This window comes from Paenibacillus catalpae (assembly GCF_900112695.1).
Lineage (GTDB): Bacteria > Bacillota > Bacilli > Paenibacillales > Paenibacillaceae > Pristimantibacillus > Pristimantibacillus catalpae.
Map to the genome: position 1 here is coordinate 1,481,299 of NZ_FOMT01000001.1, position 24,376 is coordinate 1,505,674.

Annotated in this window: 29 protein-coding genes and 2 pseudogenes; 6 read left to right on the forward strand and 25 right to left on the reverse strand. The window is 44.6% G+C overall.

The features are described from left to right. Positions 1-448: 448 nt before the first annotated feature. The 3 genes from BM200_RS06295 to BM200_RS06305 all read right to left on the reverse strand — a co-directional run bounded on the left by BM200_RS06295 (position 449) and on the right by BM200_RS06305 (position 2,845). A complete protein-coding gene (locus BM200_RS06295) occupies positions 449-928 on the reverse strand; it encodes an anthrone oxygenase family protein (RefSeq protein WP_091182697.1) in 480 nt (159 codons plus the stop codon). 256 nt (positions 929-1,184) lie between these two features. Then, positions 1,185-1,652 (reverse strand): hypothetical protein, encoded by a 468-nt coding sequence (locus tag BM200_RS06300; RefSeq protein WP_091182700.1) that lies wholly within the window; start codon positions 1,650-1,652, stop codon positions 1,185-1,187. A gap of 410 nt (positions 1,653-2,062) precedes the next feature. Continuing rightward, complete coding sequence (locus BM200_RS06305; RefSeq protein ID WP_091182701.1) at positions 2,063-2,845, reverse strand: GNAT family N-acetyltransferase; 783 nt, start codon at positions 2,843-2,845, stop codon at positions 2,063-2,065. A 450-nt stretch (positions 2,846-3,295) separates the two neighbouring features. Here BM200_RS06305 and BM200_RS06310 point away from each other — a divergent pair, with 450 nt between their 5' ends. After that, on the forward strand, positions 3,296-3,874 hold the full coding sequence (locus BM200_RS06310; protein ID WP_091182704.1) for a TetR/AcrR family transcriptional regulator: 579 nt from the start codon (positions 3,296-3,298) through the stop codon (positions 3,872-3,874). Positions 3,875-4,049: 175 nt separating this feature from the next. Here the strand turns inward: BM200_RS06310 and BM200_RS06315 are convergent, their stop codons facing one another. Both BM200_RS06315 and BM200_RS06320 read right to left on the reverse strand, forming a co-directional pair. Then, positions 4,050-4,829: a GNAT family N-acetyltransferase gene (locus BM200_RS06315; protein WP_091182705.1), complete on the reverse strand. Its 780-nt coding sequence runs from the start codon at positions 4,827-4,829 to the stop codon at positions 4,050-4,052. Positions 4,830-5,102: 273 nt separating this feature from the next. After that, a complete protein-coding gene (locus BM200_RS06320; protein ID WP_091182707.1) occupies positions 5,103-5,642 on the reverse strand; it encodes an NADPH-dependent FMN reductase in 540 nt (179 codons plus the stop codon). Between the two features lie 87 nt (positions 5,643-5,729). On the opposite strand from BM200_RS06320, the gene BM200_RS06325 reads away from it, so the two are divergent. Next, positions 5,730-5,900, forward strand: coding sequence for a hypothetical protein (locus BM200_RS06325; protein WP_175532755.1), 171 nt, complete (start codon positions 5,730-5,732; stop codon positions 5,898-5,900). A 337-nt stretch (positions 5,901-6,237) separates the two neighbouring features. Here the strand turns inward: BM200_RS06325 and BM200_RS30585 are convergent, their stop codons facing one another. The 11 genes and pseudogenes from BM200_RS30585 to BM200_RS06385 all read right to left on the reverse strand — a co-directional run. Continuing rightward, positions 6,238-6,435 carry a small, acid-soluble spore protein, alpha/beta type gene (locus BM200_RS30585; protein WP_281248343.1) on the reverse strand — a complete coding sequence of 66 codons (198 nt, stop codon included), beginning with the start codon at positions 6,433-6,435 and terminating at the stop codon, positions 6,238-6,240. 8 nt (positions 6,436-6,443) lie between these two features. Further along, positions 6,444-6,977: a hypothetical protein gene (locus BM200_RS06335; RefSeq protein WP_091182713.1), complete on the reverse strand. Its 534-nt coding sequence runs from the start codon at positions 6,975-6,977 to the stop codon at positions 6,444-6,446. Between the two features lie 30 nt (positions 6,978-7,007). Further along, positions 7,008-7,295, reverse strand: coding sequence for a hypothetical protein (locus tag BM200_RS06340; protein ID WP_091182716.1), 288 nt, complete (start codon positions 7,293-7,295; stop codon positions 7,008-7,010). 158 nt (positions 7,296-7,453) lie between these two features. Next, complete coding sequence (locus tag BM200_RS30785; RefSeq protein WP_091182718.1) at positions 7,454-7,588, reverse strand: DUF5071 domain-containing protein; 135 nt, start codon at positions 7,586-7,588, stop codon at positions 7,454-7,456. A gap of 102 nt (positions 7,589-7,690) precedes the next feature. Continuing rightward, positions 7,691-8,242: a hypothetical protein gene (locus BM200_RS06350; RefSeq protein ID WP_091182719.1), complete on the reverse strand. Its 552-nt coding sequence runs from the start codon at positions 8,240-8,242 to the stop codon at positions 7,691-7,693. A gap of 542 nt (positions 8,243-8,784) precedes the next feature. Next, positions 8,785-9,330 carry a hypothetical protein gene (locus tag BM200_RS06355; RefSeq protein ID WP_091182722.1) on the reverse strand — a complete coding sequence of 182 codons (546 nt, stop codon included), beginning with the start codon at positions 9,328-9,330 and terminating at the stop codon, positions 8,785-8,787. 231 nt (positions 9,331-9,561) lie between these two features. Next, positions 9,562-9,882 (reverse strand): hypothetical protein, encoded by a 321-nt coding sequence (locus BM200_RS06360; protein ID WP_091182724.1) that lies wholly within the window; start codon positions 9,880-9,882, stop codon positions 9,562-9,564. Between the two features lie 360 nt (positions 9,883-10,242). Continuing rightward, positions 10,243-11,124 carry an RCC1 domain-containing protein gene (locus BM200_RS06370; RefSeq protein ID WP_091182729.1) on the reverse strand — a complete coding sequence of 294 codons (882 nt, stop codon included), beginning with the start codon at positions 11,122-11,124 and terminating at the stop codon, positions 10,243-10,245. A gap of 177 nt (positions 11,125-11,301) precedes the next feature. Then, a complete protein-coding gene (locus tag BM200_RS06375; protein WP_245772913.1) occupies positions 11,302-11,598 on the reverse strand; it encodes an SgrR family transcriptional regulator in 297 nt (98 codons plus the stop codon). A gap of 384 nt (positions 11,599-11,982) precedes the next feature. Continuing rightward, positions 11,983-12,408: an SRPBCC family protein gene (locus BM200_RS06380; RefSeq protein ID WP_091182732.1), complete on the reverse strand. Its 426-nt coding sequence runs from the start codon at positions 12,406-12,408 to the stop codon at positions 11,983-11,985. Positions 12,409-12,474: 66 nt separating this feature from the next. Continuing rightward, a pseudogene (locus BM200_RS06385) lies at positions 12,475-13,434 on the reverse strand (sigma-70 family RNA polymerase sigma factor); the annotation flags it as partial. Positions 13,435-13,981: 547 nt separating this feature from the next. On the opposite strand from BM200_RS06385, the gene BM200_RS06390 reads away from it, so the two are divergent. Further along, complete coding sequence (locus BM200_RS06390; RefSeq protein WP_245772914.1) at positions 13,982-14,902, forward strand: CapA family protein; 921 nt, start codon at positions 13,982-13,984, stop codon at positions 14,900-14,902. A 75-nt stretch (positions 14,903-14,977) separates the two neighbouring features. Further along, positions 14,978-15,159, forward strand: a pseudogene (locus BM200_RS30790) (IS110 family RNA-guided transposase); the annotation flags it as partial. Between the two features lie 362 nt (positions 15,160-15,521). On the opposite strand, the gene BM200_RS06395 reads toward BM200_RS30790, so the two are convergent. The 3 genes from BM200_RS06395 to BM200_RS06405 are packed head-to-tail and all read right to left on the reverse strand — an operon-like array spanning position 15,522 to position 16,907. Continuing rightward, on the reverse strand, positions 15,522-15,956 hold the full coding sequence (locus BM200_RS06395) for a WD40/YVTN/BNR-like repeat-containing protein (RefSeq protein ID WP_139230756.1): 435 nt from the start codon (positions 15,954-15,956) through the stop codon (positions 15,522-15,524). 31 nt (positions 15,957-15,987) lie between these two features. Further along, positions 15,988-16,395 (reverse strand): nuclear transport factor 2 family protein, encoded by a 408-nt coding sequence (locus tag BM200_RS06400; RefSeq protein ID WP_091182741.1) that lies wholly within the window; start codon positions 16,393-16,395, stop codon positions 15,988-15,990. Positions 16,396-16,439: 44 nt separating this feature from the next. Beyond that, the gene (locus tag BM200_RS06405; RefSeq protein WP_091182743.1) at positions 16,440-16,907 is read right to left on the reverse strand and encodes a DinB family protein; all 468 of its coding nucleotides are present in this window, start codon (positions 16,905-16,907) and stop codon (positions 16,440-16,442) included. A 219-nt stretch (positions 16,908-17,126) separates the two neighbouring features. Between BM200_RS06405 and BM200_RS06410 the strand changes: the two genes are divergently transcribed. Beyond that, positions 17,127-18,029 carry a LysR family transcriptional regulator gene (locus BM200_RS06410; protein ID WP_091182745.1) on the forward strand — a complete coding sequence of 301 codons (903 nt, stop codon included), beginning with the start codon at positions 17,127-17,129 and terminating at the stop codon, positions 18,027-18,029. Positions 18,030-18,104: 75 nt separating this feature from the next. Here the strand turns inward: BM200_RS06410 and BM200_RS06415 are convergent, their stop codons facing one another. The 4 genes from BM200_RS06415 to BM200_RS06430 are packed head-to-tail and all read right to left on the reverse strand — an operon-like array spanning position 18,105 to position 22,265. Then, on the reverse strand, positions 18,105-19,223 hold the full coding sequence (locus BM200_RS06415) for a GerAB/ArcD/ProY family transporter (RefSeq protein ID WP_091182747.1): 1,119 nt from the start codon (positions 19,221-19,223) through the stop codon (positions 18,105-18,107). Between the two features lie 33 nt (positions 19,224-19,256). After that, positions 19,257-19,490, reverse strand: a complete 234-nt coding sequence (locus tag BM200_RS06420) for a hypothetical protein (protein WP_091182750.1) — start codon at positions 19,488-19,490, stop codon at positions 19,257-19,259. A gap of 28 nt (positions 19,491-19,518) precedes the next feature. Further along, the gene (locus BM200_RS06425) at positions 19,519-20,682 is read right to left on the reverse strand and encodes a Ger(x)C family spore germination protein (protein WP_091182753.1); all 1,164 of its coding nucleotides are present in this window, start codon (positions 20,680-20,682) and stop codon (positions 19,519-19,521) included. 29 nt (positions 20,683-20,711) lie between these two features. After that, complete coding sequence (locus BM200_RS06430) at positions 20,712-22,265, reverse strand: spore germination protein (protein WP_245772915.1); 1,554 nt, start codon at positions 22,263-22,265, stop codon at positions 20,712-20,714. Positions 22,266-22,540: 275 nt separating this feature from the next. Here BM200_RS06430 and BM200_RS06435 point away from each other — a divergent pair, with 275 nt between their 5' ends. After that, positions 22,541-22,771 carry a hypothetical protein gene (locus BM200_RS06435; protein WP_091182754.1) on the forward strand — a complete coding sequence of 77 codons (231 nt, stop codon included), beginning with the start codon at positions 22,541-22,543 and terminating at the stop codon, positions 22,769-22,771. 50 nt (positions 22,772-22,821) lie between these two features. Here BM200_RS06435 and BM200_RS06440 read toward each other — a convergent pair whose 3' ends face one another. Both BM200_RS06440 and BM200_RS06445 read right to left on the reverse strand, forming a co-directional pair. Next, on the reverse strand, positions 22,822-23,559 hold the full coding sequence (locus BM200_RS06440; protein ID WP_091183556.1) for an ABC transporter permease: 738 nt from the start codon (positions 23,557-23,559) through the stop codon (positions 22,822-22,824). 66 nt (positions 23,560-23,625) lie between these two features. Beyond that, a complete protein-coding gene (locus BM200_RS06445) occupies positions 23,626-24,372 on the reverse strand; it encodes an ABC transporter ATP-binding protein (RefSeq protein WP_091182757.1) in 747 nt (248 codons plus the stop codon). Between the last annotated feature and the right edge of the window lie 4 nt (positions 24,373-24,376).

Here is a 24,376-nt window from a genome sequence, read left to right on the forward strand (position 1 = left end):
GCTTAAAATCGTAAAGCCCCACTATTTTTCCCTTATTTTCTGGAATTTAACCCGAGTCCCTGTTCGCTCCATGTCCAGAAACTTATTTCTACAGTAGCCACTTGTCTTGACTCAGATCCGACGATCAGCTGGCATTCATTCCTCCACGAACAGCAAGCCGCTTTTATAGTCCACCTATCGTTGGAAAGGCCATACGTTTAAAGTTATTTCGTCTAAGGATACCGGAGCCGCTCGGGCATAAGTAAAACCGCCAGGGCACAATGCCCTGGCGGTTTATTTATCGTTGATCTAATGTATATTCTTTGTCAGCACCTTCAAACGGTCCGACTTTCACAGTTTAGTCATGAATATCAGTTAAACACAATCGATAGTTATTTTTATAGTCTAACCATTATAAAAATTTATAAACATCTACCTTCTATTTATTTAACTATCGCTTCCTGTTCGTTTATTTGCTCATCGCGAGGACAAAGCAAGCCATGGACGCCAGAGAAGCAATCGTCCGTACGTGATTCCAGACCGTCCAGCGGGACAAATAATTCTGCCAGACCCTCGCACCTTCGGAGCTTTCGGGATTTACGGCTGCCAGCGCGTCGTTGAGCGGAACATTGAAGAAGATCGTCACCAGGAAGGAGCCGATAAAATAGAGCAGGCTGCCTGTCAGAACGTAGAAAGTACCAGGCGCGCCAAGCTTTAAGAACGAGCCAATACCAAGCAGCACCGTGAACAGGGCTGTCCCCATAAATACAAAGCTGAACAGCGTCCTCAAAATCGTGGCATTAATTGATTGCATCGCGGTGATGCCCTTCTCCGATGGGATGCGGGCCAGCGAGACCATAACGAAGGCCGAAAAGGCGAAGAAAATGCCCGCGATCAAACCGGACCCGAGCGCCGAAACGAAGTTCAAGCCGAGCATCCATTTACTCATGTACATCCTCCTTCGATGCGCCCACTACGGTCGCAGCCTCGGCGAAGGCCACAAACTCCCGCGGCTCCAGTCCCAGTCTTAGATTCATGATGTGCCTCCCCTATTCTATCGTAATTTCCATCCTACTATTTTACCACATATTGTAACTATTTTGCCGTTTAGTTTTAATAACTCGAGCAGTTTATGGGCACGGCTTTTTCGATTACATAAAAAAAAGCGGCAGCCGTCAGCTGCCGTTTTGATTTTCATTAAGTTATTAGGTTGTCTCTGACGTATCCATTCCGTCCGGACCATCGACTATATCGATTACACCGACAGCAATGATGGATACAGCAGCTGCTTTACCAAGTTTCTTGGCGCCATCTTTAATCAGTTGCTTATCGTTCTCCTTAAGGCCCGTCACAACATCTTTTCCGCTTTCGACTACGTATTCGATTCCTTGGCCAGCACCTCTAACCGTAGTCGTGACCGCATCTCCAAGATCATCAAATCCGTTCTTCGCCTGCCGTTTATCCGCCGATATTAAACCGGCGCCAACATCCCATACACCACTCGCTGCTTGACCTGCTAGTTCACCTGTCTTTGCCGTTACTCTTTCCACATCATTACCGATCTCTTTAATGTAATCACTATGAACGAGTTCCCCGGCAACACGCACCGTACCTCCAAGTACTCTGCCTGTGAAATCGCCCGCCAGCTTTCCAATGCCTTTCAGCAAATCCATCAGAACACCTCCGTATCTTCATTTATTCTGTATAACGATTTATTGACATGCTTCGTTTCAGGGGATGAGTTATTGAAATTGATAACTGCCTCATTTGGAGACGTCCCATTGTCGTTCATATAGTAGTACGTCTAGTTTATATGCCTTGGAGTAAGCTGTATAGTTTTTTTCAAAACCATCAAATTCTATAATGTAATAAGGCAAAAAAACCGCACCACAATTGTTAGTCGTGTCTAACAATTGTGGTGCAGTTCAATTTCAATCTCCAGCTACTGTCGTGATGTTTTGAACTATTGTTCTTGGTTAGTGCAATAAGTTGGTATCAAATAAATGTACTAATTAATTGAGTTCTTTGGCTCAATCAATCTCTCTTCTACTTGAGTGAATGTCCGGTTGAGCGCCGAAATATGTTACCCCAAGTAGACACCAATCACAATATTGTCGCTAAATCCGATCGACTGATACACGCCTTTCCCCATGTTGCTCGACTGCAGAACGGCAAGCTGTCCGCCGGCAGCCTGTCCTTCGAGCACAGCATGCGCCGTCAATGCGCTGCCGAGGCCTCTACGCCGATAGGCTTCCAACGTGGCCACGTTGTAGATGCCGATCGTCTCCCCGTCGTGGAACGCAGTCACCGCAGCAGCGGGCTCGCCGTCCATAAAGCCGACATAATGCCGGAATAGTGCGTTCTCGCAGAAAGCCGCAGCTTCGCAGACCTGCACGAAGACATCGCCTGCCACTTCCTTCAAATCAAACACAGGCAGTACGATATCCTTAAACCAGTTCATTTCCGACGGAGTTCGGATCGGTTCAATAACGAGGCCCGGTATCGCGGGTGCATCGTATGTCCAATCGGTCAGGGACATCGACATGCCGGACATATCGTCGACCTTTTTCAGCCCGATCGCCTCCAGCGCCTGCGTCAAATCGGCGACATTGTCGTCCTGAGACCAGGTCAGCCAGGTGAATGGGACCGAACGTGCACGGTAATAATCCGCCACCCTCCCAATATCGTCCAAGGCGTTTCCTGACAGCATTCCTTCATAAGCAATGACGCGGTTGTACAGAGGATGAGAGATATCCGATTCGTTCCGGATTACCTGCTGTGTCCGTTCCAGATCGATACGGGGGCTGTTATTTGACATTTGTCCCATAATATTAATCATGTTTTGCTTGATCTTCTCAGCAGTCATTGTTTATCCCTCACTTATAAATATGATTACCCGATAATGATTCTGGGGTTCCTCACTCCTGCCAAGATGGAATTAATGTAGGTAAGGAAAACGACGTATTATTATTGTCAGACTTCAGGCGCATCACACCTGCTTAGCTTTGTTACCCATTATTACTCCCGGTCTTCTCTTTGTTGTCCATTTTTCACCTGCGCAGTAATGAGATCAATCATTCTCATAGTAAGAACTCCTTCAACGTTTTGTCAACGTATCTAATGCAAACTTAATATTTCATAATTTCTTCCGGTTAGTCATTCTAAGTTTACAAAATTTTAAAATTTTCACTTTCTTAAACCTTGATTCGTTTGGCTTGAAAGGATTAATCAGAAATAAATTGCATGAAATTTGTTCATGATTTATCTTTTACCGATTATTCTCGTATGATAAAATCATTCTAAAGAGGTGAAAACGATGACAAGAAGTAAAGAATTTGATGAAAGAGAAGTCCTTCTAAAGGCAATGCATTTATTCTGGGAAAAGGGTTATGAAAAAACCTCTCTTCAGGACCTTGTTACGCATATGGGTATACATCGCAGAAGCCTGTATGATACTTTTGGCGATAAGCATAGCCTCTTTGTAAAGACGATGGAACAGTACGATATACAAACTAACGCAACGATTAAGGCAGAAGTAAGTCGCGGTCGTACGGCGAAACAAGCCATACGCTTCATCTTTGATTATTTGATTGAAGTGAACGACGATCGTCCGTTAGGCTGCTTATTTGTGAATTCTGCGACCGAACTGGGTCTGAGGGATCCGGAGGTTCGTGAAATGACAAACGAAGGTTTTAATAACGAGGAGAAAATTCTGGTAAGTCTCATTCAAAAAGGTCAGCAGTCTGGTGAGATTCAGAGTGATAAGGATACAAAAATACTTGCAGCTAGTTTGCAGACTACAATGATTGGATTAAGAGTATTAGCTCGAACATTCACGGATAAAAAGAGGCTGCATCAAGTAGCAGATGCTTCCATAGCGATACTTGATGTATAAAGAATGTTCGAAAATGATCGTTGACACGGATTCACACACGGAATCACAGCTGTAATAAAAACCATCACCGTAGTAAGATGATGGTTTTTATTATTACCCTCCAAAAAACAGGAACTCTTCTCTTTAGGGAAATTCTCAAGCTTCAATGCTTTAGAGTTGCAATCCTTCATGTTCCTCATACGAATAAATTTATGGTCAGCTCTTCCTCAAATCCATGTTTGCGGTAAATGGTCTGTCCCATGGAACTAGCCTGTAAAATGGCTAACGTTGCTCCCGCGACTTGCATGTCGTGCAAAGCATGACCTACAAGCGCGCCGCCGACACCTCTTGTACGGAATTCCTTTAATGTTGCAACCGTATATATGCCTGTCACTTCGCCTGTGCTGAACGTCATGGCCGTTCCTACCGGTACGTCATTCAAATAAGCCAGAAAATACTTCATTTGTCCTTCCGGATCATATGCAAATACTTCGGTAAATGCATTGGCCAATTCGTCCGGCAGACCATATTCTGCCACAAACACTCGTTTGAACATCTCAAGCTCTTCATCCGTATGAACGGTTACGATTCTCAATCCTGGCACATTAGATTGGTTAATCACTTTTACTTCAAGGTGAACCGCCATACCGGACATGGTACCGCCCAGTATGAATCCGTTAGATTTCAGTGTTTCGGTAACGATTTCGTCCTGCGTATGGGAATATGTATGCCAGACGCATTTTACACCACGTTCTCGATACGAATCGATAATGGATTTCACCTGCCCGGTCGCATCGATCTTATCGTTATTAGGTGCTTTATAATCGAATACGCGATTGAAAATCGTTAAGGGCAACTCCGTTTCGATTCTTGCGCAGTTTTCATTACGAGAAAAACTCACCAAAGGACTGTTACTGCTCAAACGTTCAAACGTTTGGATCATGTTCTCTAAGATGGCTTCCTTTTTATTTATCATTTTCACTTTTCCTCCTTAAACTTTCCAATCGCTCACGACACATTATGATTAAATTATTTAAGCTTTGATCCGCATTTGCTTAGTTCATGGAGTCATCGGTCAGTATCGCTGTTTCGTCGATTGGCGCATCAGATCTCCCTGTTGTGATTCAACTAAATCTTGATTGGCAAACGACATGCACGTAATGAAGTCTCCTATATAGCTTTATCATGACCTAGTCGAAAAAAACGCCTCAACCCCGCAGTTACGGGAAAGAGGCGTTTGTTCGTTTAATTAGCGAATCGTCTTAAGCGCGCCGCTCCAGGCAATCACCTGATCGAGCATAGCGTTCAAGTTCGTTAGATGCAGATCCGCCGGCTTGAAGACCGACATGTTTTCGAAATCGGTGAAGAGGGATAAAGCAACCTGAACGCGAACGTCCGCTACCGATACTTCTCCCAAAATGCCGCGAAGATGCTCGGCGGCACGAGCACCGCCTACGGAACCGTAGCTTACAATCCCGGCCGCTTTGTTATTCCATGCCTCCCGTGCGTAATCGATAGCATTCTTTAGGGCTCCGGTGATGCTGTGATTGTACTCCTGTGCAATAAATACGAAGCCGTCAAGGGCGAATAGCTTCTCGTTCCACGCCTTTGCTTGCTCGGTTGCGTCGGCTTCACCAAAAAAAGGAAGCTTATAATCAACGATATCCACGATTTCATAGTTCGCATCGTTACGACCATCGGCGACTTTTTTTACCCATTCTCCGACCTGCGGGCTTAAGCGGCCTTGGCGCGTGCTACCTAAAATGATTCCGATATTCAACTTCGACATCGTTTAGCCTCCTCATCGTTCATGATTATGTTTAAATACCTGCGCAGGTTATTAGATCAATCGTTCTCATAATAAGGATTCATTCTAATGTTGTCAAGTTATCTAGTAAACTATTTTCACCAGCTTAAGACCGAAATTGGCGGCCAATACGTCGAAATCGACGCTGCGGAAGGCAGCAAGACTAGCGTAATGCTGGCTTCGCTGCCCGCGGACGGGCCAACCGGCCAATTCTTCTTCATGAACAATCAACTGCCATGACTTCTAAAAAATAAAACAGCAGCAGCCATGGACGAAAGAAAAAAGTCTGACCGGCTGCTGCTTAAGTTCATGAGTTATCAACATACTAATTAACCCAATAGATCTATTGATTCTACCATGAAGCTTATATCTATCAGTATGACCCCTATTATGGTTCTCATGTACACTCTTTAAACAGTGATTCCCATCTCCCCCAGCCGAGTCAACTGTGCCCATGTGTTATTCGTTTTTGTAACGCAAGTTGTATCCAATTAGCCCAATAAATAAAAAAAGTCCACCCATTTTAAATGGGGAACCTTTTGCTTTGTCTGCAGAGTCTAAGTTATCTCCCAGAGCTTTAGATAGTACCATGTCCGTTACGAAGATTGATAGTACGTCCAGTAAATTGTCGTTCTACAATTGCGACTAAGCGGCGTGTAATTGTCCCTGTAATTTCACCTGCATTATAGGCGGTAATATCGCATTTATAACCTTCGCGCAATAGTTGAATAGCCAATTGTGGGATATTGATTAATAATTTCAAATTCCATCCCACACTACCGTTTAACCGAATTTACTTACTCTATAACCAGTTTCACCATCATGACTAAATGTCTTTATACAACTACTCCAATCAAAAATGTATGAACGAACGGACTCAATTTCGCTTTCTCTGAAGGCAAACATCATAAAATGTTTAAGTAGAAAATTATATATTAACGTAACAAAAGCCTCGACTTCCGGTTCCGTTGCCTTCTTTCCTCGCTCAAGCTCAATATCGTATAGTTCTACTACCCCGAATGGTGGGATCTGATCCCAATAGTCAAAATCATTATCTTCTATGTCCACTACAACGCTTTGCTCCATAGACGCAAGCATAGACGATTTTTCCTGCTTCAGATCACTTATATTAAACTTTAAGGCGAGATCTATACTGCCACCGCACTGAACTTCTATACTGGCGTGGTTCATATTGCGACCTGAACTAACGGTTATTCGGTGGTTTTCAACACAACGCTTGAATTCTGATCTTGCACCCTCCCATGCCTCTAACTTGAAATCATTCTCCTCTAAAAATAGATAAACCCTAGTTGCCATGACTGTCTCCTTCTGTGGTGTCGTTTCCCGCTAGTTCAGTGGTTTTGATGCATTGAGCAACTCATTTTCACTCTCTAAAAACCTTAATGTTCGCTCAATATCGCTTTCATCATAACTCCGTACAATTATCATATGTTTGATGAACAAACCTGGAGGGTCTATATTCATTCGGGAAAGACTATTTTTTAGCCTGTCAGGGGTATACAAAATACTCCACCGTTTGCTTCCATTTTCAAAAGTCATGGTTATCTCCACCCAATTCCATTCATCTAATGGACCCCGGGGGTCATCATCGAAACACCAGTGCATTAATTTCATGAGATCCTCCAATGATAAACTATCGTTTACCGTTAGCTTAGCTTCTCAATTTAATTCTTATATATTTCTCTAACCGCTAAATCAATTTCACATAGTTTTTCATTCTTAGTAGGACTCATAAATACTCTTAATAAGTCTGGTCCGATTTCCTTTTTAACTTAGTTACAATCTTGAATCCATTCGAACAGTTTTTCCATTATGGGCTGAAGATCACCAAGAGCAATAATTCTTAACTTATTTATTGTTTCCATGTCAAATTTATCTTTTGGAACTAAATCCTCTATGTGGAACATTTAAACCCTCTTCTATCGACTTCTGTTATTGCTGCTTGAGTAACCGCATGATCCGTTCAACTAATGTTCACCGTTAGTTAAAGAAATTGTTACGTAGCTATCTTATTTATTTTCCTTTATTACTTGCTGAGCAATGCTTAGGCTATTATCATCGTCCAAGTTGTTGAAATTCATCGTGATTGAACCTTTGGCTGTGTTAAAAACTAAAAATGTATGTTCACCAACTTTTGCTCTTTTAACTAGTTCTTCGGCTACTACAATTGTTCCGCTATTGTCTAAATCATTTTGTAAATTACTATGTGTTATTTCGATGATTGTATCTCCTTGATAAGGTCCATATAAAACTTCTGTTTCAGGGGACACTTTCTGTTCATTCTGTTCATTTGAAGTCTTCTCCATTTTGCCTTTGTTCTTGGTGTACGTGACTATAACGTCTTGTTTATCCCCAATAAAAATGCCTTGTTTGTCCTTCGGAGGGAAGATATGTCGTATTGAACTAACTTCATATCCATCCAAAGTAGGGATCTTAAATGAAGAAGCTATTACATTAACGTTATTCTGAGCTTTAACTAATTCGTCGTTAGAATCATTCTTTTGGCATCCTGATATTAATAATAGAATCGCAATAAAAAATATGAATCCATATTTATTCATAAAAGCACCCCTAAATTATACGAATTTATCTTAATGGAACAGATTTAATGTTCTCAAATTTTCTTCTGAAATTTCTCACCATCTCCATTGATATCCCTAAATATGGAATCACTTTTTATACGTTGTAACAGTACATTTGTTGCGCTAAACAGTCCAACAGCTTACTGACAAAAAGAGCAGACTGCCGTGGTGGCGAGCTGCTCCTGAATGGGCTCTGAACTAACGTTCCCCGTTAAAATAGCGACTCTGAGTTTGAATGAAGTTCAAGAATCTCAATTACCTCAGCTGTTGCAACCTTTCCTGAGCCCTCCATAAAGTACCCTGACTCCGTTCCTTAGCTTATTAATATGAACACTTCTCCACATTTCAGGAAAAATAATCCACATCATTTTTCCTCCTGCAAAGGATAATTTCATTTTGATTATACAGGACGATTGGTAAAACAGCTGCGGCGGCAAACTACTCCCTGTATTTCATAAATTTTTCTAGCTCGACCATAATCAATTGAACAGGGTTTGGCTGAATAGATTTTCATATAAGTCTCAGTTTTCTGCTTCAAAATGATTTTGAATAGGCGGACCCGTTTCCCACTCAAGGATACGTATATTATACTTCTCTGTCAGTTCACCTGATGTGAACAAACTCGTGTTAGTCATGCCGCCTTCTTTTTTTGATATCAAGGCACCGCTCGGGTAGTTCTGTGTGTAGTTCCGATCCTTATCAGGATCTCCCATAAGATATTCAGCGTGGCCTAAGCTAAAAAAGATCTCAATTTCCACGTCTCCTTCTTTCGATTTGACAATGGTCAATTGATCTTCTCCGCTGCTTTTAAGACTTAGCTTCCACTTGCGGAATTTCCCATTCCCTTCGTTCCAACCTGTCCCGCCATACTCACCAATTATTGTGTCCCTCAATTCGTGGCGCTGACCGTTCAATATGTATACCGCATGTAAGGGAAATTCAGCATACTTCACAGTCGATTTTGGCGGTTCCGGGTAAACTGAATCCAGGAGGCGAAAGAACAGAACGATCAGCAGTGCGGGTACAGCAAGAATCAGGAGGGGAATCAGCCAATATCGCTTTTTCATTTACAACCTCCAATTAATCTAGTTTTGGGACCATTACCATTAGCTCCTCAGCACCTACTATTTTTGTTTCGCTTAGTTATAGTGATTTTCCCTCTACTTGCTATCAGTCTACTATACTACCATATTTTGGAACTATTCTGCCCTTTACTTCAACAAAAGCTGCAGCGGATCTCTGATCTACTGCAGCTTTTTGATTAAACTATAGTTACTCATTAGTTTAAAGAATTAATACTAATCATGGCTTACCTCATGACTTTCAAGTTCACCATTCTTATTAAAATTAAGTCTCATCAAACTATCATCTACTCCTAATCCTGCTCTCCCTAAGTAATAAACAAACTGTCGAGAAGGTTCCTCTCGTTTTTCTGCGGGTTCTCCAAGTAAGTCAATAATTTCGGTTTCAGTCATTCCTTTAAGTTCGTACATTTTTATCAAGCTATGCACCATGTCATTTCTCTTATCTGGTTCTTCTAACCATGTTTCTTTATTAAACTGACTGCTACATGAACAAAGAATTACTAGTAATAGAAAAGAGAGAACTATCTTCTTCATTAAACCAATCCTTTTATATCAGTTATTGGCTGCTATGAAATAAACTACAATAAGAAGCGTAATAAAAATAATGCTCACCAACGTAGCTATCTTGGTATAACGTATTGCTTTTCCTGATAGTTCTGGTTCTTCATCATACATCCATCTTCTCCCCCACATAAGACTTTCCCTGGGTTCAAAATAGCTCCAAATTAGGACGACATAGATTGGTAACATAAAAATAATCATCAACTATCCTATATACCTCCTCTAAACCATAATACGGAAGCTATTATCACAATGTTGCATTTAACCATTAGCAGCCGGTCATAATGACCGGCTGCGCACTGTCTTTACTAAGCTATCGTCTCCCGTTTAGTTTTAGCTGAATGAATTATCTCTCCCATCAAAGGGCAGTTGGATGCCACTCCAACCGTTTATATTGCATTGGCCATATGCATTGTCACCGACAGCAACCATTGTGCCATCCGATTTAAGGCCGAGAGTATGCGCGCTTCCCGCCGCTACTGCCACAATATCACGCCAGCTGCATACATTGCATTGGCCATGCTCATTCGAACCCGCCGCCGTCACCGTACCGTCCGATTTTAGACCAATGGTATGATAACTACCCGCCGCAATTGCCGTTATACCTCGCCAGTTACTTACATCGCATTGCTGATGCTTATTCCATCCCGCCGCCGTCAACGTACCGTCCGATTTTAGACCGCCGGTATGCAGGTAGCCCGCTGCTATAGCCACTATGTCGTACCAGTCGCTCACATTACATTGGCCATACCGATTATTAACAACACTTGTCACCGTGCCATCTGATTGAAGCCCGACGGTGTGCCAGTCACCCGCCGTTATCGCCACAATGTCATGCCAACGGCCCACATCACATTGCCCTTCATGAGTTCTACCTGCAGCCACCACAGTGCCATCCGATCTCAGTCCGACGGAACGGCGCCAACCGGCCGTTATCGCTACAATACCGCGCCAATCGTTTACATCGCATTGGTTATGCTTATTCCAACCTACTGCTGATACCATGCCGTCAGACGCAAGTCCGATCGTATGCGAGTTCCCTGTATTCGTCGCCCTATGAACATTGCCAGCCGCTACCGATTTCATATCTCGCCAGCCGCTTACATTGCATTGGCCAAATTTATTATCCCCCACAGCTATTACCGTACCGTCCGAAAGGAGAGCAACGGAATGCCGATGCCCCGCCGCTATGGTATTCTTGGGCCACCGTTTCATTTTAGCGCCGTTTTATCCGGCGAAGTATGATACATAGTTCACTTCACTCCTCCAAACAATGACCTATCAATAATAGGTGTCATACTCCTTGCAACATGGGCGATACCGGGCAATATTCTGCCCGTATTCTCCTCCAGCACGACAAGTCTATCACAGATCTGCTGAATCATATGCGCATCAAATGAAAAGATACATTCTGCCAAATCCAGGGTCATCATATTGACGCGAAAGATTCAGAAGCAGCTTCTCCCGGTCCTCCCGGAAGGTAATCTGTGAGCGGTTGCCCCTGCCTCTTCCTGCCTTCCACTCGATGTAGCCTTCCTCTGACAGTTTGCGGAGAACAAGCTTTGCATTTCGTTCCGTACAATACAACACCTCAGCTATTTGTTTCAGTGATGCCTCCGCTGCTGCCCCAGCTCCAACCTCACTCGCTAACCGTCCGTACAGCGTCACATATCGCTCAATCGTTAACATCTTTATTCCTCACCTTGCTTAACAGAGGAAATCTACACTTTTATACCTGAAAATAAAAGATAACAACCAATATTAAACAGATTATTTGGATCTTGAAGTACATGCTGTTATGGATAACGATGATAGAGTTATACAGGCAACCGATCGCACGACCGGTTGCCGTCTTGTCGTGATACTATCGTTTGACGATAGAGCACAATAACAACAATGGATTGAGAACGGAACAAATGGAGATCGATTGCACTTTCATCCAAAGCGAAAAGCGCTCTGCCGTCTTTTGGTGGCAAAGCGCGTTTCGTTTTGTGAAATATAGTGAAGTAGGACCTAGTCATATACTATCCTGTATGTTGAAAAAGGCGTACTAATGAGCGCCTCGATTTATTCTTATGATGCTTCAGTATATCGTTTGAAACTATCCATAATCGCTTGCCAACCCGCCTGTTGGAATTCAACGGGGTGAGTGCTCTCGGCGTCGAAGATTTCAATGACCTTAGTAGCCTCGCCTTGATCAACGAACGCAATGTCCACTTTCCTTCCGTCTCCCAATGTGTAGGAGATCTTCTCATGCGGCTTCACTTCGTCGTAAATTCCGCTAAAATCAAAACCCATGCTGCCATCCTTCGCTTCCATCCTTGTCAGGAATTCGCCGCCGGCCCGCAAGTCGTTCTCCGCTCTTGGCGCATGCCATTCCTCGGAAGGTTGATTCCACTTCGTAATGTGTTCCGGCTCGGTCCAATAGCTCCATACTTTTTCTACAGGGGCTTGAACGATGGTCTCTACGGTTACTTTCGTTGGATTACTTGTTTCCATTGTGAAGGACACCTCTTTACGGGAATTTTGTTTCTCGCTAATATAGACGAATGCCAATCTCCGAATTCATCGGTCTATTTGTTCCGGAAGCCCTAATCGGGAAAATAATTTTGCATTTATGAAATTTTGAACATGGAATATCCGATTATCTTTTACTTCAATCACGTGAATGCCCCAAGGCACCAGGACGGATGCCTCCTTACCCGGCACATACTGCGCAAGAGCGGGATAACCGCCATTTACTGTAGTTGGCAAAAATTTAGACCCCTCGCAATGCCAGCGTGTAAGCGCAAAAAACGCGGACAAATCTTCTTGCCCGCTTATCCACATGGCGAAAGGCGGCATGGACATACAACCTTCCTCATGAAACAACGACACAAGCGCTTGGATATCGAATTGCTCAAACGCTTCCACATACCGCGAGAGAAGATTCTGGTCGGGATTGACATCCATCCTGCTAAATTCGTCGGAACGAAGCCTCGTTCGATCCATCGTCTCCCTGGCTCGTTGCAGTGCGCTGTTCGCAGCTGCCGGGGACATTCCCAACGTTTCCGCAATTTGTTTCGAAGACCATTCAAAGACATCCTTCAGAATAAGAACCGCGCGTTGACGAGGCGGCAAGCTTTGCAAGAGTGCGATAAAGCAAAGCTGAAGGGTATCCTTGCGAACGAATGCATCTTCCGGATTTCCTCCAAATTCGGGTGAAGGCCAAATCCAGGACGAGTCTGGCAGCGTTTCGTTCGGTTCGACAATCTTGACCGCCGGGTCGGACAGGTCAACGGGGAGCGTACGGCGCTTCGCTTGCCTCAGCTTGTCCAGGCATAAGTTCGATGCTATGCGGTAGATCCATGTTTTAATAGATGAGTCCTGTCTGAATCGATCCCAGCTCTGCCATGCCCGGATATAGGTTTCCTGTACAGCATCGTCCGCATCATCAATGGATCCCAACATTCGATAACAATACGAGGTTAACCCGGGCTTGTAGCTCTCAAATAACTTCATATCAAAAGCGGCTTCCTTCATCTTTGCCTCCTTAGTTCGATCTACTTAAAACGTCCTCCTTCCATCATATTCGAATCATCAGGCAGCCACAAGAACCGGCTAAGCCGTCCTTTGGCTGCGGGTGCGTCTCGTACCAAGAAGTATAGTCTTGCTTCCGCAATAGGAAGAGGCGACGCTCCTCCCTCCCGACAGTTTAAGAGAAATTTAAATTCTAACCTACCTTTTATTTTATAAGTACTCTCTATTCTAATGTAACAAACAAGGAGGAAACGCATGCCATTCGCCATGGAAGTGAATAGCAAGAAGAATTGTTCGTATTTCATATCGACAAAAAGAATTTGACTACACTTCGAACGTTTATCGTTTGATGCAAAAAAGTCGCGAAAGGTCGTGAGTCATGAAAAAAAGAATTTGGATAGCCTTATTACTTTCGGTTGTGGTTGGTTCAGGTTTGTTACTTCGTGCCAAACTATTCGGTGATATCTGGGCAAGCCGCATTAATTCTGAAAGTTATGCCCTAGATACGGAGAATACATATCATTCGAGTGGAGATAAGAAGGATATTAGCATCGTGTTCGCCGGGGATGTAATGATGGATGATTCCGTTAAGGAAGCCATGCGCGAACGGGGAGTGGACGATCCGTTCCTGCAAGTCAAGGAACAGGTCCAGGCTGCCGACTGGGCGGTCGTTAATCTTGAGACGGCCGTAACGAGTGCAACTGTTAAAGATACTAGTCAGACTTATAATTTCAATGCCGATCCTGCTTCGCTCGGTGGTCTTCGGAATGCCGGTTTCGATATGGTGTCGCTGGCCAATAACCACGTGCTAGATTACCTTCCGGAAGGACTCATGGATACGATCAGGAACTTAGAAGATGTCGGCCTGACTCATACGGGGGCGGGGAAGAACGAAGAAGAAGCCTTTCAGGCGAAGACAGTCATTTTAGATGGAAATAGGGTAAAGATCGCGGCCTTCACTAGGTTCATACCGTTGGTTTCATGGAATGCCGCCAAAGACCGGCCAGGCGTGGCCGGAGCTTACAATCAGAAGAAAGTCCTGAAGGCCATCCGCGAGCAATCTGCCGATAGCGACTATTTTATCGTCTATATGCATTGGGGGGTCGAGCAGAACAATCGTCCGGAGAAATGGCAGAGGGATTTCGCTAAGAAGATGATTGATGCAGGAGCCGACGCCATCATCGGCAGTCATCCGCACGTTCTTCAGGGCTTCGAATATTACAAAGGGAAACCAATCGCTTATTCCATCGGCAACTTCCTGTTCCCCGACCACGTGGCAGGTCCCAATGCGGACACAGGATTATTGAAGTTATCGCTGCATGACGGGCGGATTGATATGGGCTTCTATCCCTATTACATTGAAGATGACCGGATTTTGAAGAACGACTCCAACTATGAAGAGGAGCAACTGAAGTATATCGAGAGTTTGTCTTACGGCGTTTACTTGGATGGTAATGCCGTGAAACAGAATTAGTGAATTGCCTCAAAAGCCCATCAGGAGGTCGCTCTACTATGAAGTTTAAAAACACAAGATAAGCAAAATCAACTCATTGAAAACATTACTTTTAATCATTTAGTTATAGGCGTAGACATCTCCAGGAAGCTCATGTAGTCCACGCTGTCAGCTTTCGCGGGATTGCTCTGAGAACTCCACGGTAATCATCGTGAGGGTTCGATCTGTTTGTACGTTTGATCCCAGATCTGCTCAAAACCTACAAACTTAGCAGCGTCCGAGCGTATCATCGTTACCATGTTGAGGAAAAGAAACCCGTAGCTTAATAAGTTAGTTTAAATAAACAATCGGTCACGGATCCATTGAATTTGGAGTATCCACCATATTATATAACCACCAAAATAAAAGTAAGAGAATGCAACAAGTTATTATTATTAAAATAACAATAACTCTACTTTTAAATTGATTCTTCATTTATTACCTCCTCCGCAAAAGCATTGTCCTTTTCTATACGAGTAATTAGAAGGTTTTGTTGCGTTAAACTCCCCTTTACTTGAACGGACAACGGCAGCCGATCGCGTTGCCGGCTGCCGTCATGTCATGATGCTATCGTTCTCCGTTAGTATGGCTGTAAATGGGACTATTCTCCCTTCCGACCGATAACTAACAAAGCGCTGCGATGTCTCCTTTGAGGTGCAAGTTGTAAATGTTTCTTGTTCCAATCGATTAGCAATGCAGACCAAGTTTTTCCTCTATCCGCAGATCGATAAAGCCCTCGATTATTCAATGCGTAGAATATATTCAAATCTTGTGGATCTTCTGCTAAATTAGAAATCATTGTTCCTTTCGCCACGGGCAAGCCCTGTTCAACTCTTTCCCATAGCTGATCTTCTTCTTTACGATAAATATAAGATTCAGCAACGGAAGAGTCATAAGCATTTCTCGCACCGGCAGAAGCAGAAACGAGCATCATGTCCGGGTCATCTCTACTGACCACCATACTAAACATATAACGATGTTCTAATCCATCGCTAAAAGGTACCCATGTATCACCGCCATCGCGGCTCAGTAACACACTCTTGCCTGGTTGATCCGGCTGCCGTTTTTTATTGTGGGGATTCGTAACTTTTTAATGGCATACCTACATATTCACGGAACGAGCGGATCCCCTCTGCCTCGTACTCAAAGACAACCGCAAGCTCATTGCGATAAGGTTGCCCACTGAGCGAGCCTTCCGCGCGAAATATTACCATCCCGTTGTCCCCATTCTCAAGCATGATGAGCGGAGTAAGCTGTACCTGCAATACGGAACGCTCGAACCGAATTAATTCCTCGAATCGCTCTTTGCCTTGCTGCTCGTGATTCCACCCCTCTATCGGGAGCGGAATGAAGAAATGAAAACCCTCCACAACTTTCTTCAGAAAATCGAATGTTTGCCCCGTTTCGAAAGCTCGTTTGAAAGCATCAAACACTTCGATAGTTCGGGATGGGACTGCTCCTAAAGATTTTTCCATACAGAATCCTCCTTATTATAGTTTATTTGAACCTCCACAAAGGTTTAGCGTGACAGAACCTTTAATTGGCTCGATATCGTTCCAAGATGTATGGCCTCGTGAATGAGTGCGAAATTGAACAACTCGGCGGCTGTACTGAATTGGAACGGTCCAAAAATAAACGGAGCAAGAAGCTTCTTATCCAGCCATTCAGATGTCAATTCAGATAGGCGGGACAGTTGAGCCGTTAACTTTTCAACCAGCTCCTCCTTCGATGGAGGGGAAACCGTCCAGTCCAGCGGCCTTGTTCCGGAATTAAACAACGCTTCATAGGAGTCCGGAATAGCCGTTGGGGAGCCGAAGCTTAAGGTAGAATACTTATCCATCCAATAAATGATGTGGCCGACATTCCAACGAATGGTATTATTGAAGCCTTCCGGCTGCCTGTCGAATACATCCTCTGTAATGGCCTGAAGCTGACCAATCACAACCTGATGCAGCATTTTACCAGTATTAATAATCGATTGTGTCATTATTAAACGCCTCCTGAATTGGTTTGTGTCCTGCAGCTCGCTTTCGTTAACCAAGTTTACCTCCTCATTGTAGGTATCATGGGACTTTCCATCAATGCAGTGGACATTACCGAAACGTTAAGTATAAGTTAACGATTATTCATTGACAGAAAAAGAAGATGGGATGACACTAGTTACTAAACATACATTCATCGATACATTTGAAAGGCAGTGTGAATGATGGAGTTAAAACAACTACAGTATTTCATGGCAATCTGTCAGGAGCTTCACTTCACGAGAGCAGCCGAAAAATTAGGAGTTAGCGCGCCAAACATCAGCCAGCAGATAAGGAAATTGGAAGAAGAATTAGGGGTTCTGTTATTCGATCGTATAGGAAAAACGATTGTACTCACAGACGCTGGAGCGATTCTTCATGAACATGGTGCTGCCGTGCTCGGGCATCTGCAGCAGGCGAGCGACGCCATAGCTGATCTGAAGCAGATGAAAGGCGGATCGTTATCCATAGGCGTTTTGCCCGGTGACGCGGACCTCATGTTTAATGCCTTGCTGCTCAACTTCCATCAGACCTATCCCACTATCTCGCTATCTCTTTTGGAAACCATGAAAGTAACGGAACAAGTCCTGGATCGAAGCATCGATATTGGCGTAACCATTGGGCCGGTTAATGACGAACGTCTCACTTCAATCCCCCTGTTTCACGAGGAGTTCTCGCTAGCGGTAAGTAAGAACGATCCCCTTGCCAAGGAAAGTTTCGTCCCCTTGAGCAGGCTGCTTGCTTTGAAGCTGGTCATGTTCCCACCAGACCATCAATGCCGAAAACTGATCGACCGTTTTTGCATGGAAGCCGGATTTACTTTGCAGCCGCATATAGTAACTACAACGTTATCTTCCCTGCTTCAGATGGTTCAGAGTGGAGTTGGCGCTTGTGTACTGCCTCGATTGCTGCTTGATAATCTTCACAATTTGGACATCAAGGTCGTGCACCTAAGGAATCCTACGCCTTCTCAAGACATTTGTCTGATCTCTCGGAGTGATAGATATGTCGGATACGCCATGCGCACATTCATTAAGACTTTGAAAGAATATATAAAGACAGCTATTACTCATGCGAAGTCTTCATAGATCAGCTCTCCAATAAACAAAAAGAGGTAAAGGGAAAATCCCCTTACCTCTGCTCAGACGTACTACTTCAACCTATTATGATTTGCCGTTAAGAATTTTGCCCTTAAATATGGCGACGACCATCACCAAGAGTAAAGGAACAACAAATGCTGCCGAACCCCATATTGGATGTAAAACGGATACGATCTCTGTCCATTCGGCACTGCCATCAAACCCTACAAGGGTAATCATAAACCCGAGTAGTGCCAGAGGCATTATGAATATGCGGTTATCGCTTAACTTGAACAATTGCGTCAAATATAAGCTGAGCACGTACAAGGTAACCGTCGTTTTCATAAAAGAGCCGAGAATGAGTGAGATTCCGATGATAGACTCAATCCTTTGGACGATTTCTTGAAACTCGACAATATGGGCAAGGGAAAAGAGGGCATATGGCCTTTTACCAGCAAGCGGGCCAAACGCCATGATGGTGCAAATGCTGGATATACATATGATGAGTACATTCAAAGCCAAAGAAGTTAATAACGTACGCGGAAGTTTTGGAGACGTTTCTTTGCTGACAAACGGCAGAAGCATGGCAATAAGGAAAACTTCTACATAAGGAAAGCCAAAGGTGAAGTATGCTCCATGAAGAATCGGCTTCATTCCATCCGGCATAATCGGCAGGAGGCTAGACGGATTATAATGATTCAATGCCAGCACAAGCACCAAGCCGATCATTAATAAAAGAACGATCGCGATCAACGTAAACATGCGCGCTATAACTTCTATTCCAGCATAAGCAGTAGCAGCCGAAATGGCGAAGGCAAGAAAAGTAAACACGTATAGCGGTGTTTCCCTCATCATCGAACTGACCATAAAAAGTCCGATATCCAGGACAATACCTGAAATCATTTGAAGAAGAAATGACAATGTGAAGATAGAAATCATTATAGTTAACCATGTTCCGATCAATCGCTGGCCGCATTCGACGAATGATAAGCCTGGATAGCGTTGATTCAGAAACAGGATACAAGCCAGAATGCAAAATCCTAATGCTCCCGAGATGAGAAGAGACAGCCAGGCACCATTGTACGCCCGTCCAATCAAAGGGCCGGGGATGTTAATGATCGAAGAACCTGTCATATACGCAAAAAATATCACTCCCAGTTGAAAAGAACTTATCTCCTGCTGCTCTGGCTTCCTATCTGACATCAACGACCCCTCCTCTCATCTGCTCCTTAATGGTTATTTCAAGAATGAATCAATTTCCCTTGCAGTTCCTTTAAACAGCGGCTCGAAGACATCATAATAATCAATCCAGTCACGGTTCATGACATAGTCCACTCCCATGTATAAGGAGAGTAGAATGAGCACGAGATAGATCGACATATCTTTTTTTGAACCTTTTTTCTTTACGTGAAGATAGTCAAAAAAATAAACATAACCAAACGCAACAATAATAACAATGTAACGTTCCATTATAGTTGCTCCCCCTTGAACTCTTAGCTCATGGCTCGGATGTCACCGGCTTGCTGATCACCGTTCCTCCTGTAACTAGCCTTAGCTTTACTTCGACGTTGAAGGGAATCTCCGCAAATGTATCATCCCATCCGTTACTTAAATTTTTCCACTGCTTTGGATGCTTCCGATAGATTAAATTACCGATCCCGATGACGTCAATCTTATTTTTCTGCAGATAATGAACCGTATTCCGTATTTTTGTTTTTATGGCTTCCTCCACTTTGTGAATGAATACAGCTTCTTCCTCCTTATTTTTGATCGAAGTGCATTTCAATTCACCGATCGCGCCATCACCTTGAGCTTTAACGTGTACAGTGATCTGATCACCTTTTATATGGGTCTTGATTTTAGTCTGCAGATTTATAATCTCCAACGTCTCCATTTCCTTGGATGGACTGTCACAAGGCAACTGAATAACGCCATCATCATACTCATTGCGAAGCATAACCAGGCCTTCAGTTTTCTTAGGTGACATAATGATTGCGAGCTTGCCCCCTTTGAACAAAGCAAGTCCGGCAGCTGAGAATACATCCTTGTTATCCTTGTTCTCGTAAACGTACGAAATATAAGAGTCGTTATGCGCACTTAACGACTGCAGCACCCATTTAAGCAAAGTCGTATCTATTGTTTTCGCTGAGGCGGAAGCGGCGAATTTCTTCGCGCTTAACAGCTGCTGTCCCATCGTCTGTTCGATAATAGGCTGTTTGTTCAGCATTTCACCAGCTCTGCCTTTAGCAATCATCAGAGAAACGGTTACCCTAGGCTCGTGATCGCGATAGAAAAAGTCAAGAAGTTCACCCATGTTGACGCTTCTGGCAAGTTGTTCTCCGATTACTATAACGCGCATATGACTCCATTGAGCTTTACGCCCTAGATGAATCGGGATATCGCGCACCGCTTCCATAACCGTAGTATCCGTCGTCGTAATATTAAGTCCTGCAGTTCCGTTTCCTGAGCTTGGTAAATCATGGCCGCCATGAGCCGGCTGAGGTCGGTACACCTGCGTCGTCATTTCGATTTTTCCGTTCTTGCCCTCATCCAGCGCAACACCCATCACGAACCCGCGATCAGGAAGTTCAAATTGGCTCCAACAACCTGAAAGCAAGGCGAGAATAACCAAAACGATTAGTAACTTTGCTGCTTTGTTCATTGGCTACTCCTTCGGCAGCAATGTAGTTGTTAGGGATCGGAATGAACCCGGGAGGATTGCAACAATTTTCGTAACGGCATGCGGACTAATACATCCCGAAGACCTCCAGTCCGTAATGGTCCTAATGGAGCCAAATAAGGCTGCCCTAGCGTTCGCAATCTGCAGAGATGAAGCAGCATGAATAGCAGGCAGACCATCATCCCGAAACCTCCTAGCAGCGCAGCGGAAAGCATTAACGGGAACCTCAATACCCGAAGTGCAATTGCAATGTTATATTGCGGAATAGCAAATGAGGCAATGCCGGTCGCTGCAACGATAATAACCATAATTGGAGAGGCAATCCCAGCTGAGATGGCTGCATCGCCGATAACGAGTGCGCCGACAATACTCACTGCTGAACCAATTGGTTTCGGAAGCCTAACCCCAGCCTCGCGAAGAAGCTCAAAGAAAAATTCCATTAATGCCGCTTCAAACAGAGCAGGCAGCGGCAAACCCTCCCTCGCGTCAATGATAGCAAGCAACAGGACTGTAGGAATGAGCTCTGGATGGAAGGTCGAAAAAGCAACATAGAGGCTGGGCAACAGCAAAGCCATCATGAACGCAACAATCCGAAGCCACCGAATCATCGTTGAATACACCGTACGTTGGTAATAATCCTCACTAGACTGGAAAAATTCCGTAAACAATCCCGGACATAACAGAATTCCTCCCGTGCCTTGCACCAGGACCGCTATTTTCCCCTCAAGCATGGCGGCTACCGCTACATCTGGCCGCTCCGTATACCGATGCTGCGGAAACGGCGTATAGGTAGAGTCCTCAATGAGCTGTTCGATATATGAGGTTTCGAGAATGTCCACTTCCTTGATTTTTTCCATTCTTCTTTTGAATTCCGTCAGCATTTCGGAGTCCGTGACACCGTTAATATAACCGTAAGCGACTGTCGTATTTGTTTTACCGCCGGCATCCATGATCTTGATCTTGAAATCTGGCGTTTTCAAACGAAGACGCAGAAGAGCAATGTTTTTAACCAGATTCTCAACTGTCGCTTCCCTTGGTCCCTGAACGACTGACTCGTTAGCCGGCTCAGTTACCTGCCTCGTCTCAACAGCAAGCACCTTGAAATCGAGTGCCTTATTCCATTCATCGAAGAAGATAACGAGATGACCTGCAGAAATATGTTCGATAGCCATGTTAAAATCAGTCAGCAGGTTTGGTTTTTTAGATGACACTACTCCCTGCTCAAAAAAGGATATAATTTGTGTTGGCGTAATAGCTGCTGCCGGACCAATCTCATAGGTCACCAAATCCTGCAAAGAGGACTTCATAAAGTTAGCTGTGTTTTCTTGTGCCAACGATGAATAATAGACCGAACAAGCTGAATACTTCTGATCCGGACCATAGTTCCAGTGCTGAAATACGATATCCGAGCAGTCTGCAAAAATAGCCTCGAGTCGCCGAATATTGTCTGGAAGAACTTCGGATATCCGATCTTGCGGTTCAGATGATGATGAATCTTCTTCTAAAGTAGGCTCATGGTTTTGAGTTAGCGAGCTATGTGGCATGCCGATATCTTTCTTGGTCATCAATACCCACCTTTTTTTACCACTTCGAATTAAATTTAGTGTGCGGAATTTCCATTTTTTTATACAAAGCCAGTCGAATATTCTAGATATTAAGGCTCTGTCACGCTTAAATTCTCACCAAAAATAGCCGCCAATCGTGCCGGCAGCCAGGTAAATATTGAACGACATAGTTCCCTGTTTAGATCAATGTTCAAATTGTATCCCTTGCTATAGGTTTAAGGCTGGCGGGAAAACGGGTAAGTAGATATACAATCTACTTGCGAGGGGTGAGAGCAATGAACGCATTCGAACGAAGCGTCGACCGCCGGCGCGAGCAGCAAGGCAAGCGCGACAATCCGGAGGGTATTCCGACGGAGAAAGAAAGCCTCTTCGACAAGTTCGTCAGCGAGCGCACGGTCGATCCGATCCCTGTCGAGGACCAAACCATTGAGCAGCAGGACGAGAAGGACAAAAAACGCACGAAACGCGATTCTTCCAGCGAGCGTAAGTATCGAACGGGGATTTGACTTTGGTCAAATCCCCGTTCGACGCCAGAGGACGGCGGAATCATTCGCCTTTAAGTTGCTCCCCGATTGTACACGCGCATCGCAAAGATATAAGCCACGAGCATAATACCGATGCACCACGCTAGCGCGATCCATATATCATTGCCCACAGGCTGATCTGACAGCAGCGAACGGATGGCCTCTACGATTGAAGTTACCGGCTGATTATCGGCAAAAGCGCGAACTGCCTTCGGCATCGAATCGGTCGGCACAAAGGCTGAGCTGATAAACGGCAGGAAGATAAGCGGATAGGAAAATGCGCTTGCGCCTTCCACCGATTTCCCGGATAATCCGGCTATCGCCGCCACCCAAGTCAGAGCCAGCGTAAACAGCACGAGTATACCGGTTACGGCGAGCCATGGCAGGACCCCTACCGACGAACGAAAGCCCATAATGAGCGCTACGAGAATGATGACGATAAGAGAAATGACGTTGGATACCAACGACGTCAGCACATGCCCCCACAGCACGGCGGAACGCGAAATCGGCATGGAGTGGAAACGCTCAATGATACCCCGTTGCTTATCCATAAACAGGCGATAAGCTGTATAGGATATACCGCTTGCAATCGCAATCAGCAGGATCCCGGGTAACAGGTAGTTCACATAGTTGTCCGTACTGGTTTGGATGGCGCCGCCAAACACATAGACGAACAGCAGCATCATCGCAATCGGAGTGATGCAGACCGTAATGATGGTGTCCATGCTGCGGAAAATATGCCGCATGGAACGTCCAAGCATAACGCTCATGTCGCTGAAAAAATATTTATTCAAGGTTTCTTACCCTCCCAAAATGAATGATCACCCTCGAAAGCATTAGCTGCCAATAATTGCGAGAAAAATTTCCTCCAATGAAAGTTGTTTTTCCACATATTCTACTTTTGCTGGCGGGAACAGCTTTTTCAGCTCCTCAAGCGTGCCAGTGATAATAATCCGACCTTCATGCAAAATGGCAATTCGATCGGCAAGTTGTTCAGCTTCATCCAAATACTGAGTGGTCAGGAATACCGTCGTGCCTCCGTCGGCAAGCTCCTTGACAATCTTCCAAGCCTCCATGCGTGCCTCGGGGTCAAGCCCCGTGGTCGGCTCGTCGAGGAAAATGAGCTGCGGCTTTCCGATCAAGCTCATGGCAATATCGAGTCTGCGGCGCATACCGCCCGAATAAGTGGACACTTTACGGTCGGCAGCGTCGGTCAATCCAAAGCGATTCAGTAAATCAACCGCGACCTGACGCGGATTTTTAAGGTGTCGCAGTTTTGCAATCATGATCAAATTTTCTCGCCCGGTCAATATCTCGTCTACGGCAGCAAACTGCCCCGTCAGACTGATCGACTCTCGTACACGGTCAGGCTTTGACGCGACATCATATCCGTTGACGGCGGCGGTGCCTCCGTCCTGTTTGAGCAACGTGGTGAGGATTCTGACTATCGTCGTCTTGCCCGCGCCGTTGGAGCCAAGCAAGGCGAAAATCTCGCCTCGCTTCACTTCGAAATCGACGCCTTTTAGGACTTCGGTGTCCTTGAAAGACTTTCGCAGACCTTTCACTTCAATTGCATTTTCCATCCCG

Bases quoted from the DNA above. Each gene is read 5' to 3' on its own strand.
- BM200_RS06430 (WP_245772915.1), bottom strand. From the start codon at position 22,265: ATGACCAAGAAAGATATCGGCATGCCACATAGCTCGCTAACTCAAAAC.
- BM200_RS06435 (WP_091182754.1), top strand. From the start codon at position 22,541: ATGAACGCATTCGAACGAAGCGTCGACCGCCGGCGCGAGCAGCAAGGC.
- BM200_RS30785 (WP_091182718.1), bottom strand. From the start codon at position 7,588: ATGTTCCACATAGAGGATTTAGTTCCAAAAGATAAATTTGACATGGAA.
- BM200_RS06325 (WP_175532755.1), top strand. From the start codon at position 5,730: ATGTTGTCAAGTTATCTAGTAAACTATTTTCACCAGCTTAAGACCGAA.
- BM200_RS06405 (WP_091182743.1), bottom strand. From the start codon at position 16,907: ATGACACAATCGATTATTAATACTGGTAAAATGCTGCATCAGGTTGTG.
- BM200_RS06420 (WP_091182750.1), bottom strand. From the start codon at position 19,490: ATGGAACGTTACATTGTTATTATTGTTGCGTTTGGTTATGTTTATTTT.
- BM200_RS06445 (WP_091182757.1), bottom strand. From the start codon at position 24,372: ATGGAAAATGCAATTGAAGTGAAAGGTCTGCGAAAGTCTTTCAAGGAC.
- BM200_RS06400 (WP_091182741.1), bottom strand. From the start codon at position 16,395: ATGGAAAAATCTTTAGGAGCAGTCCCATCCCGAACTATCGAAGTGTTT.
- BM200_RS06410 (WP_091182745.1), top strand. From the start codon at position 17,127: ATGGAGTTAAAACAACTACAGTATTTCATGGCAATCTGTCAGGAGCTT.
- BM200_RS06320 (WP_091182707.1), bottom strand. From the start codon at position 5,642: ATGTCGAAGTTGAATATCGGAATCATTTTAGGTAGCACGCGCCAAGGC.
- BM200_RS06360 (WP_091182724.1), bottom strand. From the start codon at position 9,882: ATGAAGAAGATAGTTCTCTCTTTTCTATTACTAGTAATTCTTTGTTCA.
- BM200_RS06295 (WP_091182697.1), bottom strand. From the start codon at position 928: ATGAGTAAATGGATGCTCGGCTTGAACTTCGTTTCGGCGCTCGGGTCC.
- BM200_RS06300 (WP_091182700.1), bottom strand. From the start codon at position 1,652: ATGGATTTGCTGAAAGGCATTGGAAAGCTGGCGGGCGATTTCACAGGC.
- BM200_RS06425 (WP_091182753.1), bottom strand. From the start codon at position 20,682: ATGAACAAAGCAGCAAAGTTACTAATCGTTTTGGTTATTCTCGCCTTG.
- BM200_RS06305 (WP_091182701.1), bottom strand. From the start codon at position 2,845: ATGACTGCTGAGAAGATCAAGCAAAACATGATTAATATTATGGGACAA.
- BM200_RS06375 (WP_245772913.1), bottom strand. From the start codon at position 11,598: ATGTTAACGATTGAGCGATATGTGACGCTGTACGGACGGTTAGCGAGT.
- BM200_RS06440 (WP_091183556.1), bottom strand. From the start codon at position 23,559: ATGAGCGTTATGCTTGGACGTTCCATGCGGCATATTTTCCGCAGCATG.
- BM200_RS06350 (WP_091182719.1), bottom strand. From the start codon at position 8,242: ATGAATAAATATGGATTCATATTTTTTATTGCGATTCTATTATTAATA.
- BM200_RS06315 (WP_091182705.1), bottom strand. From the start codon at position 4,829: ATGATAAATAAAAAGGAAGCCATCTTAGAGAACATGATCCAAACGTTT.
- BM200_RS06335 (WP_091182713.1), bottom strand. From the start codon at position 6,977: ATGGCAACTAGGGTTTATCTATTTTTAGAGGAGAATGATTTCAAGTTA.
- BM200_RS06340 (WP_091182716.1), bottom strand. From the start codon at position 7,295: ATGAAATTAATGCACTGGTGTTTCGATGATGACCCCCGGGGTCCATTA.
- BM200_RS06370 (WP_091182729.1), bottom strand. From the start codon at position 11,124: ATGAAACGGTGGCCCAAGAATACCATAGCGGCGGGGCATCGGCATTCC.
- BM200_RS06355 (WP_091182722.1), bottom strand. From the start codon at position 9,330: ATGAAAAAGCGATATTGGCTGATTCCCCTCCTGATTCTTGCTGTACCC.
- BM200_RS06380 (WP_091182732.1), bottom strand. From the start codon at position 12,408: ATGGAAACAAGTAATCCAACGAAAGTAACCGTAGAGACCATCGTTCAA.
- BM200_RS06310 (WP_091182704.1), top strand. From the start codon at position 3,296: ATGACAAGAAGTAAAGAATTTGATGAAAGAGAAGTCCTTCTAAAGGCA.
- BM200_RS06415 (WP_091182747.1), bottom strand. From the start codon at position 19,223: ATGTCAGATAGGAAGCCAGAGCAGCAGGAGATAAGTTCTTTTCAACTG.